13 protein-coding genes are annotated in these 16,681 nt (G+C 45.9%); all 13 read right to left on the reverse strand.

Annotated elements, in window-relative coordinates; all coding sequences use genetic code 11:
- Positions 1–53 precede the first annotated feature (53 nt).
- Positions 54–1,442 (reverse strand): uracil-xanthine permease family protein, encoded by a 1,389-nt coding sequence (locus R7Z47_RS16520; RefSeq protein ID WP_005379335.1) that lies wholly within the window; start codon positions 1,440–1,442, stop codon positions 54–56.
- Between the two features lie 232 nt (positions 1,443–1,674).
- Positions 1,675–3,756, reverse strand: a complete 2,082-nt coding sequence (gene recG, locus R7Z47_RS16525; RefSeq protein ID WP_033905919.1) for an ATP-dependent DNA helicase RecG — start codon at positions 3,754–3,756, stop codon at positions 1,675–1,677.
- A gap of 253 nt (positions 3,757–4,009) precedes the next feature.
- Complete coding sequence (trmH, locus tag R7Z47_RS16530; RefSeq protein ID WP_017635001.1) at positions 4,010–4,693, reverse strand: tRNA (guanosine(18)-2'-O)-methyltransferase TrmH; 684 nt, start codon at positions 4,691–4,693, stop codon at positions 4,010–4,012.
- A gap of 52 nt (positions 4,694–4,745) precedes the next feature.
- A complete protein-coding gene (gene spoT / locus R7Z47_RS16535) occupies positions 4,746–6,866 on the reverse strand; it encodes a bifunctional GTP diphosphokinase/guanosine-3',5'-bis pyrophosphate 3'-pyrophosphohydrolase (RefSeq protein WP_005379340.1) in 2,121 nt (706 codons plus the stop codon).
- A 39-nt stretch (positions 6,867–6,905) separates the two neighbouring features.
- Positions 6,906–7,178 carry a DNA-directed RNA polymerase subunit omega gene (rpoZ, locus tag R7Z47_RS16540; RefSeq protein WP_005379346.1) on the reverse strand — a complete coding sequence of 91 codons (273 nt, stop codon included), beginning with the start codon at positions 7,176–7,178 and terminating at the stop codon, positions 6,906–6,908.
- A gap of 181 nt (positions 7,179–7,359) precedes the next feature.
- A complete protein-coding gene (gmk, locus tag R7Z47_RS16545; protein WP_005379347.1) occupies positions 7,360–7,983 on the reverse strand; it encodes a guanylate kinase in 624 nt (207 codons plus the stop codon).
- A gap of 448 nt (positions 7,984–8,431) precedes the next feature.
- Positions 8,432–9,655 carry a tetratricopeptide repeat protein gene (locus R7Z47_RS16550; RefSeq protein ID WP_262606848.1) on the reverse strand — a complete coding sequence of 408 codons (1,224 nt, stop codon included), beginning with the start codon at positions 9,653–9,655 and terminating at the stop codon, positions 8,432–8,434.
- 9 nt (positions 9,656–9,664) lie between these two features.
- The gene (locus R7Z47_RS16555; RefSeq protein ID WP_005379353.1) at positions 9,665–10,297 is read right to left on the reverse strand and encodes an energy transducer TonB; all 633 of its coding nucleotides are present in this window, start codon (positions 10,295–10,297) and stop codon (positions 9,665–9,667) included.
- Between the two features lie 4 nt (positions 10,298–10,301).
- Complete coding sequence (locus tag R7Z47_RS16560; RefSeq protein ID WP_005379359.1) at positions 10,302–10,709, reverse strand: ExbD/TolR family protein; 408 nt, start codon at positions 10,707–10,709, stop codon at positions 10,302–10,304.
- 25 nt (positions 10,710–10,734) lie between these two features.
- Complete coding sequence (locus R7Z47_RS16565; RefSeq protein WP_005379363.1) at positions 10,735–11,262, reverse strand: MotA/TolQ/ExbB proton channel family protein; 528 nt, start codon at positions 11,260–11,262, stop codon at positions 10,735–10,737.
- Between the two features lie 9 nt (positions 11,263–11,271).
- Positions 11,272–12,633, reverse strand: coding sequence for a MotA/TolQ/ExbB proton channel family protein (locus tag R7Z47_RS16570; protein WP_318130274.1), 1,362 nt, complete (start codon positions 12,631–12,633; stop codon positions 11,272–11,274).
- Between the two features lie 3 nt (positions 12,634–12,636).
- The gene (locus R7Z47_RS16575; RefSeq protein ID WP_005379365.1) at positions 12,637–13,401 is read right to left on the reverse strand and encodes a DUF3450 domain-containing protein; all 765 of its coding nucleotides are present in this window, start codon (positions 13,399–13,401) and stop codon (positions 12,637–12,639) included.
- Between the two features lie 65 nt (positions 13,402–13,466).
- A complete protein-coding gene (locus tag R7Z47_RS16580; protein ID WP_047103765.1) occupies positions 13,467–16,067 on the reverse strand; it encodes a TonB-dependent receptor plug domain-containing protein in 2,601 nt (866 codons plus the stop codon).
- Positions 16,068–16,681: the final 614 nt, after the last annotated feature.

Here is a 16,681-nt window from a genome sequence, read left to right on the forward strand (position 1 = left end):
TTAAACAAAAAGCCCAACCTAAATAGGTTGGGCTTTTCTTATTCTCAATAATCTTAAGACTCTTTCACTTCCTGAGGAAGTTCATCTTCGTCTTCCAGTTTCTCTGGCAGAAGTAAATTTAAAATGATCGCAGTGATGCCACCTGCTGCAACACCAGTTGAGAAAATACTCTTAATAAATTCTGGCATAAATTGCAGGATCTCTGGTTTTTGTGCGATACCAAGTCCCATTGAGAAGGATAAGGCCATGATCAGAATTGCGCGGCGATCGAGCTCAACACGAGAGATAATACGCACACCAGCGGCAGCAATCGTACCAAACATGACAATCGTTGCGCCGCCAAGTACTGGCTCAGGAATCAGCTGAACAAAGCTAGCGACGCCAGGAAACAAGCCAAGAATCACTAACATGCCTGAAATAAAGTAACCCACGTAGCGGCTCGCGACTCCTGTTAGCATGATGATGCCGTTATTCTGGCTAAACGTTGAGTTCGGGAAGCTGTTGAAAACGGCTGCGATTGCAGAGTTTAAGCCGTCTGCTAACACACCGCCCTTAATGCGTTTCATGTACACTGGGCCTTTTACTGGCTCACCAGACACTTCAGATGTTGCGGTAATATCACCGATGGCCTCTAGTGCGGTAATAAAGAAAATCAGTACCAGCGGAATGAACAGAGACCAGTCAAACGATAAGCCATATTGCATTGGTACGGGCAGTGCTACGATCTCGGTTGCGCCTAGCTGAGAAGTATCTACCATCCCCATAAAATACGCCATGATGTAACCCACTAGCATCGCAATCACGATTGAAGCCACACGGATGTATGGGTTTTTCGAGCGGTTTAAAATCACAATTAATCCAAGTACCGTCCCAGCCAGAGCAAGTTTGTCTAAGCTGCCGAAGGTTCCTTCATTTAATGCTGCGTAGCCACCGCCCATTGATACTAAGCCGACTTGAATCAGTGTGAGACCGATAAGAGTGACGACGATGCCTGAAACGAGCGGAGTGATGATTCGGCGGGCATGCTCCAATACGCGAGATAGGAAAATTTCTGCAAATGATGCGACTAAAATCGTACCAAAAATGGCAGCCATCATGGTGCTGATGTCTGCTCCACCGGCTTTCAGCGATAGGCCTGCTCCAATAATAGGACCTAAAAAGTTAAAGCTGGTGCCTTGAACAGAGAGCAAACCAGAGCCAATTGGGCCAACGGTGCGAATTTGAATAAACGAAGACACGCCTGACGCAAATAAAGACATGCTGATGATGGTGTTCGTTTGGTCTGCAGGTACACCCAAAGACTGACAGATGATCAGTGACGGAGTGATAACCGCGACGAACATCGCCAATAAGTGCTGAAGTGCGGCAAAAATGGTTTGAGGCAAAGGTGGTCGATCGTTGAGTTGATAGACCAGTTCCGAAGATCGGTTTGAAGTTGTCATTGTTTGTCTCGCTAGTCGCAATATTTCCCTAGTTCTCGCTGAATGGGAGAGCAGGGTGGAGTTGACGTCGTTACCTGTGATTGCTGTTAATCAGAGTCAACTCAGGTTGGTGGAGTGTGATCTAACACACTTAAAAATTTGTGCGCGATTATAGAGAGATTTACTCAAAAAGCAAACGTTTGCTTTGTTTTTGGCGTATTAAAAAACGAGCCATTTGGCTCGCTTTCAATCATTACGCTTTGGAGTAAATATCCCGCTCACCCAACCAGCGATCGATAATTGCTGTTGCGTTAGTCGGGTAATTGTCATGAATATGACGCGCAATACGCTGAACTTCGGGAATCAGGCGTTGATCTCGAACTAAGTCTGCGATTTTGAAATCAGCAAGACCTGTCTGCTTTGTACCCAATAGTTCTCCAGGGCCACGAATTTCTAGGTCTTTCTGCGCAATGACGAAGCCATCGTTACTTTCACGTAGTACTCCGAGACGTTTTTGCGCGGTTTTTGACAGCGGAGAGTGGTACAGCAGCACACAATGGCTAGCAACGGAACCTCGGCCCACGCGACCTCTTAACTGGTGTAATTGTGCCAAACCAAGACGTTCAGGGTTTTCTATGATCATCAAGCTAGAGTTTGGCACATCCACACCAACTTCAATCACTGTCGTTGCGACCAGCAAATGCAGTTTATTGTCTTTGAAATCTTGCATCACCGCTTGTTTCTCTGCCGGCTTCATTCGTCCGTGTACTAGACCAATTTTTACGTCCGGTAGCTTACGTTGAAGCTCTTCTGCGGTATCTGCCGCGGCTTGCGCTTCTAATACTTCCGACTCATCAATCAGGGTACACACCCAATATGCCTGCTTGCCTTCGTTTAAGCAGGCATTTCGGACACGTTCGACGATATCATTGCGTTTGGTGTCTGGAATCGCGACAGTCTGGATTGGTGTTCGACCTGGCGGTAACTCGTCAATCACCGACGTTTCTAAGTCAGCATAAGCAGTCATGGCTAACGTTCGCGGAATCGGCGTTGCTGTCATGATGAGCTGATGTGGATAAGCGCCTTGTTTTGCACCTTTTTCACGCAATTCTAATCGCTGATGGACACCGAAGCGGTGCTGTTCATCAATGATGACCAAAGCAAGGTGATGAAATTCAACGTGCTCTTGGAATAGCGCGTGAGTACCCACTACCATTTGCGCTTCACCACTGGCAATACGAGCCAGCTCGGCTTCCTTTGCCTTACCTTTGAGTTTGCCCGCTAACCAACCGACTTGAATGCCCATTCTCTCAAACCAGTTTGCGAAGTTGATAGCGTGTTGCTCGGCCAATAGTTCGGTTGGCGCCATGAGTGCCACCTGATGGCCATGCTCAATGGCTCTAACAGCGGCCAAGGCGGCAACCAATGTTTTCCCCGAACCAACATCGCCTTGCACTAATCGCATCATTGGGTGCGGTTTTTCTAGATCGGCTTCAATCTCTTGTACGACTCGGGTTTGAGCGTTTGTAGGAGAGAAAGGCAGTTGGGCTAAAAGCTGCGTTTTTAGTTTATTACAAGGACCGAGAGGTAGCGCTGAATCCTTCTGACCTTTGCTACGCACCGCCAGCATCGATAAGTTTTGTGCGAGCAATTCTTCCATGATCAAGCGGATTTGGGCAGGATGTTTGCCTTCGTCAAACTCATCTAAATTAATGGTTGGTGGTGGGCGATGAATGGTGTGCAGTGCTTGCGACATCGTGATTTGATGGTCATACAACCCCGCTGGAAGTAATTCCTGCACTGCGGTTTTATCAAGCAGGGCTAAAGCTTGTTCGGTAAGGTTGCGCAATGTGATTTGACGCAATCCATCGGTGGTGGGATAAACAGGGGTTAAGCTCTGTTCTACATCGGGCTTTTGCTCGCTGACGTAAAACTTGTAGTCAGGATGAACAATTTCCAAACCCATGCCACCGCGCTTAATTTCACCGTAAGCATGTACTAACTTACCTTGCGTGAAATTGTTCTTCATGGCTGCGGTAAAGTTGAAAAAGCGCAGCGTGATAGTGCCATTACCGTCGCTGATTTTTACCGTTAGCATTTTGCGCTTACCGAAGATGGTGTCGACTGCCATGACCTTACCTTGCACGGCCGCCCAAAGGCCAGCATGCAGTTTGGCAATAGGGTAAATACGAGTACGATCTTCGTAGCGTAATGGAAGGTGAAACAGCAAATCTTGAACGCTATGTAAGCCAACTTTGGCGAGTTTTTCTGCGACTTTCGCGCCAACTCCAGAAAGGGAGGTTAATGGGACGCCAGATAACATTTGGGCGGACATAGAGGGCTCAAGAAAATGGTTAACATAGCAGTATGTTAACCATGGAGCTGTGTTTTTGTACAGGAAAAAATAGTCATGCTTTAGTTAGTGTCATGATTTGACTGATAACCTATCATTCCGAGGAGCTTTAGCGACATCACGATTCTATTTCCAACAAGTATGTCGCTGAAGTTAACACTATCAGCATCTGTATATTTGAGAATTAGATCCTGAACCACGCTCCTTCGCCGCCGTTCAGGATGACGAAAGTCTGTTACTTGCTTTGCATCTCTTGCCACCACGCGTCATCGGCGATGATTTGACCTTCTTCATCGAGTGGTGGGTAAACGAGCCCTTTTCGTTTCGCGACCTTTGCCAGCACTGGGTGACCACGTTCAAAGAGAATACGGTTGATTGTCTCTTTAGGCAGAGCGCTTTCTTCTCGGTCGTACATGCCTGCGGCTTCACGTTGACGTTGCGCTTCATACAAAATTACGGCACTGGCAACCGATACGTTTAGTGACTGCACCATGCCCACCATTGGGATAATAATGTCTTGATCGGCAAGCTGTTTGGCTTGCTCCGAAGCGCCAACTTTTTCACTGCCTAAAATGATTGCCGTTGGTCTGGTGTAGTCGATCTCGCGAAAATCGACGGCGGTGTCCGAAAGATTGGTCACCAAAACCTGCATACCTTGCGCTTTGAGTTCGGTAATCGCAGTTTCAATCGAATCGTGAGTATCCACTTCAACCCAGTTACGCGCGCCAGCTGAGGTATGGCTCAGCGTACGCATTTTGTCTGGCCAAATTGCGTGAACTTTGTGTAAGCCTGTCGCGTCAGCGGTGCGGATCACAGCAGAGACGTTGTTTGGCTTATGTACTTCTTCGAGACAAAGTGTCAGATCAGTTTGGCGAGTTTTTAGGACTTGGTGAATACGGTTGTAACGTTCTAGGTTCATATTTATTGAGGTATAAAAAATCGCCACCTAACAGAGTAGGTGGCGATAGAGGTTAGTTCTTTCTGCGTCTGACTCGGGTTGCTTGAGGCATTGCCTTAATCTTACGCATGATACCAGCAAGGTGGACACGATCTTTCGTCGTCAACAGCACAGTCACAGTGTATAGACGACCATCACGTTCTTCCGTTGAAAGGCCATGAATGTTTGATCCTGTTTTCGAGATCACGTTGGTAAGTTCTGCAAGAGCACCTTGGTTGTTAAGCATGTCGACTTTAAGTTCAGCAATGAACTCTTTATCGTAGTCTTCAGACCAAGCGACAGCCATATAACGGTCTGGCTCTTTCTGATAACCACGAACGTTCGGACATGTTTCTCGGTGAACAACCAAACCACGACCAGGCGATACGTGAGCAATAATGTGATCATCTGGGATAGGATGACAACAATTTGCAAACGTCAGCAATAAGCCTTCTGCGCCACGAATCGGAAGCTTCTTCTTCGAGTCCGTTGGGATTGAACTTGTTGTCGTGAGCTCTTCGGTGTCACCAAGGAGACGACGTGCGATCACAATGCTCATCAACTCACCCAATCCAATAGCAGCCAATAAATCATCGATGCTTTCTAGGCGAAGATCATTCAAGACTTCTTGGATATTTTCTGGATAAATTGAATCAATCGAGTGACGGCCAAGTGCGTGATTAAGTAGGCGACGACCTAAAGTAATCGACTCTTCACGACGCATCGTTTTCAGTACTTGTCGAATCTTAGTGCGGGCACGAGAAGTCACGACATAGTTCAGCCATGCCGCATTCGGACGCGCACCAGGGGCACTGATAATTTCCACTGTCTGACCGTTTTTCAATGCCTTACTCAATGGGTAAGGGTTACGATCAACACGAGCACCAACACAAGAGTTGCCTACATCGGTATGTACGGCATAGGCAAAGTCGACAGCCGTTGCGCCTAAAGGTAGTTCAACGATACGACCTTTTGGTGTGAAGACGTAAATCTCATCTGGGAAAAGATCGGATTTTACGTTTTCAATGAATTCGAATGAGTTACCCGCGCTTTGTTGTAGCTCTAACAGGCTTTGCATCCAACGCTGAGCTTTCACTTGCGCAGTGGTACCAGACTTGTCGCCTTTGTCTTTGTAAGACCAGTGTGCCGCGACACCTTTGTCCGCCATTTGATCCATATCTTCAGTGCGGATCTGAACTTCAACAGGTACGCCGTGTGGGCCAACCATGGAAGTGTGTAGCGATTGATAGCCGTTCGCCTTTGGTACCGCGATGTAATCTTTCATGCGACCAGGACGTGGCTTATACAAGCTGTGTACTTGGCCTAAAACGCGATAACAAGTATCAGCGGTATCAACAACGACTCGGAACGCATAGATATCCATGATGGTGTGAAAGCGCTGTTCTTTGGTTTTCATCTTGTTGTAGATAGAGAACAGGTTTTTCTCACGACCAACGACGCGAGCATTCAAGCCAAAATCTTGCAGACGGCCTTCTATTTCGCTGTGAATGCGTTGGATCATCTCTTTACGATTACCACGTGCGGCTTTAACCACTTCTTTTAGTACGCGGTAGCGGTTGGGATATAGCGCCTCAAAGCCCAACTCTTCGAGTTCGGTTTTGATATTGTGAATACCAAGACGATGAGCGAGGGGCGCGTAAATTTCTAACGTTTCACGAGCAATACGACGCTTTTTATCTGGTCGAAGCGCGCCAAGCGTACGCATGTTGTGCGTGCGGTCAGCCAGTTTGATCAGAATGACGCGGATATCTTGCACCATGGCCAGAACCATCTTACGAAAGTTTTCAGCCTGAGCCTCTTTCCTATCGCGGAATTTGAGTTTGTCCAGTTTAGATACACCATCAACCAATTCTGCGACAGTGTTGCCGAATTTCTCTTCGAGATCTTCTTTAGTTACATCACAGTCTTCAATGACGTCATGCAGCAAAGCAGCTTGGAGGGTTTCGATATCAAGGCGCATTTCGGCCAAGATACGAGCCACAGCGACAGGGTGGATGATGTATGGTTCACCGCTAGAGCGGGTTTGCCCTTCATGGGCATCTCTCGCTACCACATAAGATTGACGCAGAGCCTCAATCTGAGGCTCTGTTAGGTATTCTTGGGCAACGTCTTTGAGGCTATCGAATAGATACAAATTATAGGCCCGGGAGGTTGTTGAATTCTAAAGTCAGAATTAACGGTTGTGAGCGATGCTGCTTACTGCCGCTAGCTCTGCCGCTTCTTGCTCTTGCTGTTCTTGACGTTCACGAGCGTCTAGAACTTCTTTAGTAATTAAACCTTCTTCGATTTCGCGTAGAGCGATAACCGTTGGCTTATCGTTCTCTTCTGGCACTAGTGCATCTTTACCGCCAGTTTGCATTTGACGAGCGCGGCGAGCCGCAATCAGTACTAGGTCGAAACGGTTGCCAACTTTTTCAACAGCGTCTTGAACAGTTACGCGTGCCATGAGGACTCCAAATAGTTAACTAAAATTTTAGAATGACGAGAAAGTATACAACCTAACTACTTTATTTACTAGCAATTAGACAAGCCACCGTTTGTGGACTTTCTCAGGTAGTTTATTGTGTCTTTCGCACTGGGCAAAAAACGGGAAATTCTTTATGTTTTACAGCGTGACTTTTTTGAAGTTACTCTGCTAACAACGCGTCAAGCATACCTTTATATTTAGCAGCTTGCTTTTCTTCCTTCAATCTTTCAGCACGCAAGATAGCTTTAAAATCCATCAAAGCGGTATCAAAATCGTCGTTTACGATCACGTAGTCGTACTCGTTGTAATGAGAGATTTCCGACTTGGCTTCAGCCATACGCTTTGCGATCACTTCATCGCTATCTTGACCACGAGTGTTCAAGCGACGCTCTAACTCACCGTTTGATGGTGGCAGGATGAAGATGCTTTTGGCTTCTGGCATTTGTTCACGGATTTGGCGTGCGCCTTGCCAGTCGATATCTAGAAAAACGTCGATACCTTTATTTAGTGTTTCTTCAATCCATACACGAGATGTGCCGTAATAATTACCAAACACTTCTGCGTATTCTAGGAAGTCACCTTTAGCGATCAGGGCTTCAAACTCATCTTTCGCTACAAAATGGTAGTGGACACCATTTTCTTCACCAGGTCGCATGTTGCGCGTGGTGTGAGACACAGACACTTTCATTGCGTAGGTTGGGTTGCGTTCCAACATCGCTGAGATCAAGCTAGATTTACCTGCGCCGCTAGGTGCAGATACGATATAGAGAGTACCTTTGCCCATTGTACTGTTCCACTTTTGATTGGATTGATTGAGTGCCGAAGGAAAGTTCGACATTCTTATAACGATAGCACTGGCATTGAGAAATCAACCACCAAAGGGGTGGATATTGGTGATAATCCCGCCAGAAAAATGGAGGCGAAGAGTATCATGATCTCTATTTTGTTACCAGTTGATCTTTCTGTCTGTGATCGTCCCAGATGAAATAGTTACTTACGGCAGAGTGTTCCTAAACAGCGAAGAAGGAGCGTGGTACAGGACTTACCATCCGCGCACTCTGTTATTAAAACCATTTCTACAACCGTTTAGTGTGCTGATTTTAGGTTTAGAGTCCCGATTTGGCTTGCGTGAGTGACTCTGGTTAAAAATAGGGGGTAATTAAGATAAGACGGAAAAAAGGGGAAGCTTTCACTTCCCCAGGCGTGCGACTGACTCACACTTAATCTTCGAATTATCCTTGAGACTCTAGGAAATTTATCCAAGGGCTAACGGTTGACCTGAATTTTGGCGATTGAGCAGCGCCTTTCATCGCCTGCAAGGCCTTTTGTGGCTGCTTAAGCTCGAAATAGGCCATCCCGCGAATGTATTCAAGTTCTGCCTTTTGCTCTTTAGAGGCACTGGATGCTGCGCTTTCTACAAAAAGAGTTGCTTCAGAATACTGCTTGTCTTGTATCATTAAGCGAGCAATCTGAATTTGCGTTTTAGCAGAAGGAGCGAGGTTATATGACTTTTTATAAGCGAGAATTGATTTATCTAGCTCTTTAGCTTGCTGCCAGAAACTGGCTAGGCGGTCATAGTTTTCCTTCGTCTTTTCAATGTTTCCAGCTGCCATTTCCTTTTCAAGAGTTTTGGCTGCTTTATATGGAATACCTTGATAAGCCAAGAAGTTTACAAAGCGTAAATATTCCTTCTCTCCTTCTAGTTTCCCCATTTTGTAAACCATTTCTAGGGTGGCTAGAGAGTTGCGCTCTTGGCCTAGCTCCATGTAGACACCAGAAAGTTGCATCCAGTAACGCTTTTTCTGAGGGTACTTTGAAGTCAGAGTTTTGAGTACACTGGCAACGCTTTTCAGCTGGCCTAACTCGTAGTGTGAGGCAACGAGAATTAAGTACCAAGACTCACTTGGGCTCTTGCTCATCGAGATGGCTTTTTGGGTTGGTGGGATTGCATTTCTGTAATCTTCCAACTGAACATAAGCGCTCGCTAACGTGATATAAGCATGAGCTTGAGGCTTCTCTTTGGTTGTTTCTGCAACCTTGAACCATTCCTTCATCGTTTTTACAGACAACGTATACTTTTCTTCAGCTAGGTAAAGCTGAGCCAAGCTGTAGCGAACTTGTTGAGCAACAGGAACGGGAAGTGCGTCGAGCTGTAATGCTTCGGCAAAGTATTTTGCTGCTTGCACATAATTGTCTTGTAGCGAATACAAAAAGCCAGTCTGCTGAAGTAAAACTGCTCGGTCGTATTTTTTCGAACTTGTACTTTCTAAAGCGCTTGCTAGTTTTTCTTTCGCTGCTGAATATTTTTCAGTTGCGATCAACTCTTGCACTTTGTTAACGGTTCGAAATGTCCGATCTGATAACTGAGGAGCTTCTTTTGCCATCGTAGGAGCGGTCATTGCCACTCCTGCGAAGAGAATTAAAGAAGCCACTTTGCTTTTCCATAAACTTTTCATCGTGACTCCTTAATTGGTTGAGAACTCTATTTCTTGCGATAGGCGCGAGCTAACAGGTTTCCCGTCAACCAATTTTGGTTTAAATGTCCATTTAGAGACTGTTTTTCTTGCCGCTCGACCGAGGCCTAAGCGTCGTGGTTGCTCTTTAAGAACTTTGATGTCCTCTACGGCACCACGTGCGTTTACAGTAAACTCTAATAAGACGACCCCTTTTTCTATTCCTGCTTTCGCAGCCTTCCTAGGCATTTGAGGTTGGAATGTCGCTAGAGGTGTTGGACCTCCGCTACCCGCGAGTTGCGCACCTCCACCCTGGCTATAATGTCCAAGCACCGAACCACCTGTAACATTTACGGGTAGGTCAAGCTTTGGCATATCCATTGGGGTCTGCTCCATCACCGGTTTTACTGTCGCTGTCACTTTCATTTCTGGCGGCGGCGGCGGACGCTTAGGCGGTGGTGGCTTTGGAAGTTCGCGTTTTTTCTCCTGTATTTTTTCGTCTGGTTTAATGCGAATAAACTCGACCATACGCAGGTCATCATTCGACACTAACTCGTGGCGCTCTTTGTTTACTAGCTTGTCCATCCCCCAGAACAACCCGAGGGAGACAATGAGCGCCAGTGCAATTGAGGCCAGATACCGCATAAGCTTAATCCTTATTGGTTGCGGCAATGGAGATGCTTTCTACACCTGCCATTTTGATCTGGTCCATAACCTTCACGACTACGCCAGCATTTGCTTCAGTGTCGGCTTGGATAACAACTGCGCCATCAGGGCTTTCTGCACGAAGACGTTCAATATTCGCGCGAACCGCGTCCACTTCGATGCGGCGTTTATCAACCCAAACATCACCCGCCGCACCAACTGCGACCATGATGTTACCTTTTTTCACGGTTTGCGCAGAGCTTGCCGTCGGGCGGTTTACTTCTAGACCAGCTTCTTTTACGAACGATGTTGTTACGATAAAGAAGATCAACATGATGAATACGATGTCGAGCATCGGTGTCATATCGATAGCGGTTTCATCACTGCTATCACTGCTATAGCGTCTTTTCATGACCTATACCTCTAATTCCATTTACTCAGGCAATATGCTTTAGCTTATCTTCCAGCTTTTGCGTTGTGACTTTGGCTAAATGATCAAGACGTGAACTAAAGAACAGTCCTGATAGAGAAGCCACCATCCCGGCTAAAGTTGGGATTGTTGCCTTTGAGATCCCCGAGGCCATTGCTCGAGGGCTTCCTGTTCCTGTTACCGCTAAGATGTCGAATACTTGGATCATGCCAACAACGGTGCCGAGCAAACCCAGTAAGGGACAAAGCGCAATCAATACTTTGACGATTGGTAGGCCCTTTTTATTCTCAATGTCCTGACGAGAAACAATTTCTTGTCGGATCATCTTAGCGTTCCAGCTCTGGTGCTCTGATCGCCCCTGCCATGAGCCAACGGCTTTTTTCATGGCTTTTGGAGCGACGGCAGCAAAATAGAACCAACGTTCTAACAATACTGCCCAAAGCATAAAGCTGAGGATGAAGATGGCGACGAGTACATCGCCACCCATTCCCAAGAAGCGCCTAATTGATTCAAGTTCTCCAACTAACCACCACATAACGCCTCCTTAGCTTTCGGCTTTATGTAGTTTTTCCTGATAGCGAGCGATGAAGCCTGCACTCTGTTCTTCAAGAGTTTGAACCAAACGACGACCTTTACTGTGTACGATGGTGTACAGGAACAGTAGAGGAATTGCGACAACCAGACCAAGCATCGTAGTAACAAGTGCTTCAGAGATACCGCCAGCCATTAGCTTAGGATCACCTGTACCAAATAGTGTGATTGCTTGGAACGTACCGATCATACCCATAACCGTACCCAGTAGACCTAGAAGTGGTGCTACAGAAGCGAACAGTTTGATTGAGCTGATAAAGCGTTCAATGCTCGGTGCGTTACGTAGGATGATTTCGTCCAGTTTCGCTTCAAGATCTTCAAGGTTGTCACCTTTGTGTTCTTGGTAAGCTTGGATAACTTCACCCAGAGGGTTACCAGGAATCACGGTTTCTGATTTCGCTTGCTTACGCATTTTACCGCCAATCACTTGAAGGCGTAGGAAGCAAACTAGAGCAATGATAGCGCCAACTGCACCCATACCAAGGATGACGTAACCTACAATGCCACCTTGATCAATACGTTCTTGAACGGTAGGGCTTTGTACAAGTAGAGACAGAATTACACCACGGGATGGGTCAATAAACAGTGGCTCATAGCTGTTTGACGCTGACTCAAAGCCTGCAACATGACGTGTAATATTGGTGCGAGGCTGTCGAGAGAGTTCTTCGAACTTACCTGTTTGAGGTACATAAGTAACGTACTTACCATCGGCAATCGCGTTAAATTCACCGACAAGAGTAACATCGCGAACTGCTTCTTTACCTTCGCCATAAACAACCGTTGCTTGGGTTGTTGCTGTCTCGCCTGAGGCAACCACTTGTTGAAGAATGGTATGCCAGAATGCTTCTAGCTCTTGTGTTGATGGCAGTTCTTTGCTTTCAGCCAGTTTCGTTAGTAGAGCGTCACGCTCTGGGAACTGAACAGCGTTTTGAGAGGCAGCAAATAAGCCCTTAAACTCGCCCGCATATTGGCGGACCACACCAAACATTTCGCCCAAAGTACCAGAGCGAACACGTAAGGTTTCTGTTAGTTCAGTCAGCTGCTTATCGTTTTCATCAAATGTCGCTTTAAGTTGATCGCCCAGTGCTTGCTGTGAAGCTAGCTCTTCACGAGCCTGTTGCAATAATGCCGCTTGCTTATCTCGGTTGTTCTTGAACTCAGCTTCACGGGCTTTGTTCTCTTTTGACTCAACGATGCTTTCTGATTTTACGTTTTTGAGTAGTTCAGATAGGTTTTTAGGCGTTTCTGCTTGTACGCCTGAAACCATAAATAAGCTCGCTAGTAGACCAGCGACTAGAGTTTTGAATCCTTTCATCTCTTATTCCTCCCCAGCATATACAGGCAATTTGATTAGCGCTGGTGGCGCTTGCTTCTTCGCGATACGAAGGCCTTGCTGTACCGCTATGCGGTAGCTTTCCGGTAATGTTTCCCATTGACGTGTTTGTTGGTTCCACATACCTGTCTCACCACCGTCTGGAGATTGGAATAAAAGCGCCGTGCGACCAATACGTAGGAAGTCGTAAGTCACGGTTTCCCCATTTCTATCTAGGCTAGCTTTGTAAGATTCAATTGAGCGAGAGAAGCCTTCTTCAATTTGGTAGGCTTCCATCACTTTACGGAATTTCTCAGAAGTCGTTACGTCGGCGCGATCCATGAGACGACGCAGTTCTTGGACACGTTTATTACGTTCTTTTTTCTGGAAAGGCAGATCGAGAGTCACAAACTCATCGAGTGCATCGATCATTTTAAGTGTTAGTGGCACTACTTCTGTTGCCGTTTGATCGATCTGAGCTATTTGGTTATTTAATGAGTCCAATTCACCTTGCTGTGATTGAACCATACGATTAATTTGCTCGTTGTAGACTTTCATGCTGTCGATTTGACGTAGTAAGCCTTTGTATTCTGCCAACATGCCTTCAGTACTTTCGGCATAATTGTCGATTTTTTGTTGCGAAGCTTCTGAAGATTGATTTGCTTTTGCTTGTGTGGAAACGACAGCACCAGAGTTGGCCGCTATAGAGCTACTACTGATAGTAAGCAATGCTGCAGCTATGGCACTGAGACCAAATTCCTTGAATTTCATGGTTGCATCCTTGTCAGTGTTTTAGTCAGTCGAAAAGGGCGCGGAAAACCCGCGCCAAATATTTTTTAGAAGTCGTATGATGCCTCGACGTATAGCTGACGTCCGATTGGATCGTCATACCCAGTTGCATAGAATGGAGAGGTATCGCTTAGAGGATCTGCAGGCGGTACTTTGTCAAACATGTTGATAGCACCAAGAGTTACACGACCACTCTCGTTGAATTGGTAAGAAGCCGTTAGGTTCCACGTTGTCATACTAGCGATTTCTGCTTTGTAACCCGCTTTTTTAGCAGAATCACAGTCATCAAAGTAGTAACGGTTTGCGTAGCTTGAACACATACGGTCGCGGTATTTACCAAATAGGTTGATAGCGACATCTTCATATGCCCAGCCAAGATTTAACGTTGCGGTGTATTCAGGCATGAAATCTCTTTCATCCGTTACAGGCTCGCTGTCGTTTTCTTGATATTCAGCAATCAAGATCTTCGTTACAGCAACACGCGTGTTAAATGAACCGAACTCATTAGTGTCGTATGCGTATTTGATCGCTAGGTCAATACCAGAACGCTCTTCATACGACTGGTTCACTGGACCATAGGATACCGACTTGATGGTGCCATCTGGGTTACGAACGACTTCAGTACCTGGGTATTTACCTGGATCGTTAATTACGTCTTGGTAAGTTGGTGCTGTTACGACGTCTTCCATCTTGATGTGGTACCAGTCAACAGTTACACCAAGATCATCCACAGGCTCCCACGCTAGGCCCAAGTTAATGTTTGTACTTGTTTCTTCTTTCAGCTCAGAGTTAGGGCCATTAAGCGTATCGAAGTACTGAGTATCACACTCTGGGTACTTATCTTTATCTTGTGGGCCGCTACCACCAGCGTTGGCACAAAGCACAGGGTCAAAACCAGAACCAAAGCCTCGAGTTTGATCACCAAATAGTCGCTTCAAGTCTGGAGCTCGGAAGCCTAGACCGTAGCTACCACGTAGCAATAGGGTGTCAGTAGGACGGTATGCTAGGGCTACTTTAGGAGTGAATGCGCCGCCAGTTGCCGAGTCGTCGAAGTAGTGGTCGTAACGACCAGCGACAGTCATTTCTAAATCTTCAATGATAGGAATAAGAGCTTCAACACCAAGACCAATCTGATCGCGGTCACCGCCGCCTGATGTTCCACCTAGACCAGAGAAACCACCCGCTGCTGTTGTAGCATCAATCGTCTCATTGTAGTCAGTACGGTTCCATTCACCATAAACAGCAAAGCCAGACATACCTGCAGGAAGTTCAACCAAATCACCAGCCAGTGAGCCGTTAACAGAGTAAAGCTTTGAGTAAGCTTCTTTGCTTGAAGTGCCGCTGTATTTGTCTACAACGTCTTGAGAGATAGGCCCTAGAAGATCGACATCACCATTTTGTACAGCTTGGTCGAGAGTTAGGAAGATTGCTGGGTTGCTTGTTTCAACGCTTTGCTCAGAGTAACCAGCTGATAGGTCCCAATCATACGTATCAGCAAGCAGGCCGTTCAAGCCTAAGGTTAAGCCAAAAGAATCGGCTTCAGTGTTACTTTCGCGTGGTCCAAATTCGACCATACGGCGAGTGTATTCGCCTTCGCCGCGGAAGTGAGTGGCATCAACTTCTACGCTGTAAGGGTTAGGTTCGAATTCAGATTCTGTAGACTTGTAGCCAAAACGGGCTTCTGCCATGGCAGTGACATTGTCGTTAATGTCCATTTCACCACGTAAAAGTAGGTCTACTTGTTTGTTTTCTGGTTTTAATGTTCGGTACGCAGAGCGGTTAACACCACACTTTCCATCCGCTCGTTCAATCGCGGCATCACCAACGACTTCTTTACATGAAGAACCTGCATCAGCTGGTGTTAGAAGTGTTCCGTTGGCGCCTTCAAAGTTTGCACCGTAGCTAGAGTAGCCACTTAGCTGAGAACGGCTAGAACCGTCATCGCCAGCCCAATCATCTCGGTCAGATTGCTTTAGCATTTCGTTGCCCGCAAATTGGCCAACGAAGAGAATACGTTTGTCGTCAAAGTTTTTGCCAGCTACAACGTCTAAACGACCATTTTGGTAACCACCATCCGTCGCGTCACCCGCGCGTACTTTTACAGAAACGCCATCAAAGTCTTTCTTTAAAATGAAGTTTACGACACCACCGATTGCGTCGGAGCCGTAGATAGCAGAACCTGAGTCGGTCATTACTTCAACACGCTCAATGGCGGCGACAGGGATTTGGCCGATATCTTGGAAGTTAGATGTACCATTTTGTGCTAGCGGGTATTGAGGAAGACGACGGCCATCAATAAGAATCAATGTGCGTGACGCGCCAAGGCCACGTAAGTTGACTGACTGCGCTGCTGGTGTAAACGAGAAAGAGTCTGTTTGAGCCATTACACCACCTGTGTTTTGGGTCAAACTGTTCAATACGTCTTGCGCGCTGTTAAAGCCTTTAGACTCAATGTCTTTACTATTAATAACAGTAACTGGTGAAGGACCTTCCATATCCGTCGTGGAGATACGCGAACCAGTAACTTTCATCTTTTGAAGTTTTTCAACTTGCTGCTCTTCTGCCAGTGCTGTTGCTGGGGCTGCAACTGCTGCCGTCCCCAAAGCAAGGCTTATCGCAACAGATAAAGCGGTTGTGTTTTTATACATCCTTGTTGCTCCGATTATTATTATTTCCTATGTCTGGCCGCATAGCGGCCAAATGTGACGTTAATATTTCGTTAACGTTCGGCCAATGTATAACCGAGATGAAAAAAGGAAGTCAAACCAGTGGTAAACGGGGATGCTTAAATGTAAAAAAGATGTAAATAACCAGGCTTTATTTAAAAGGCGGAATAAAAAACCGAATAATGTTTATGAATCGATATTAAATTTCAATAAAACACCGTATTTTGTGTTTCTTATAAACTTTAATGACTTATCTTGCCTATGGTTTTTTAGTGGGTAATTGAATCTGGAAAAAGATATTTTTCCAGTGAATTGTTCTGAGATGAGTTTTATATCGAATCCATACTTTGTTAGCTCGAACTTATTAGGTGGTATCAAAATATGATACCCATTGCGGTTAAAGGGCTCACTCGTATTTTTAGGTCAAATATAACCTTGGATTATGTGTCTATTTATGTGTGTAGGGTGCATTTTTATGTAGGGTTTTGGCTCTAAACAGCCTAGATTGATATTCTGTATGAATTATTTTTGTGGTTTTTTATAATTTTTTACAAAAACATTTCTGTTTTTCGACATCGAAGGAAGTTTGTCATGTT

The sequence above is a fragment of the Vibrio sp. 1641 genome, from assembly GCF_033339995.1.
GTDB lineage: Bacteria > Pseudomonadota > Gammaproteobacteria > Enterobacterales > Vibrionaceae > Vibrio > Vibrio alginolyticus.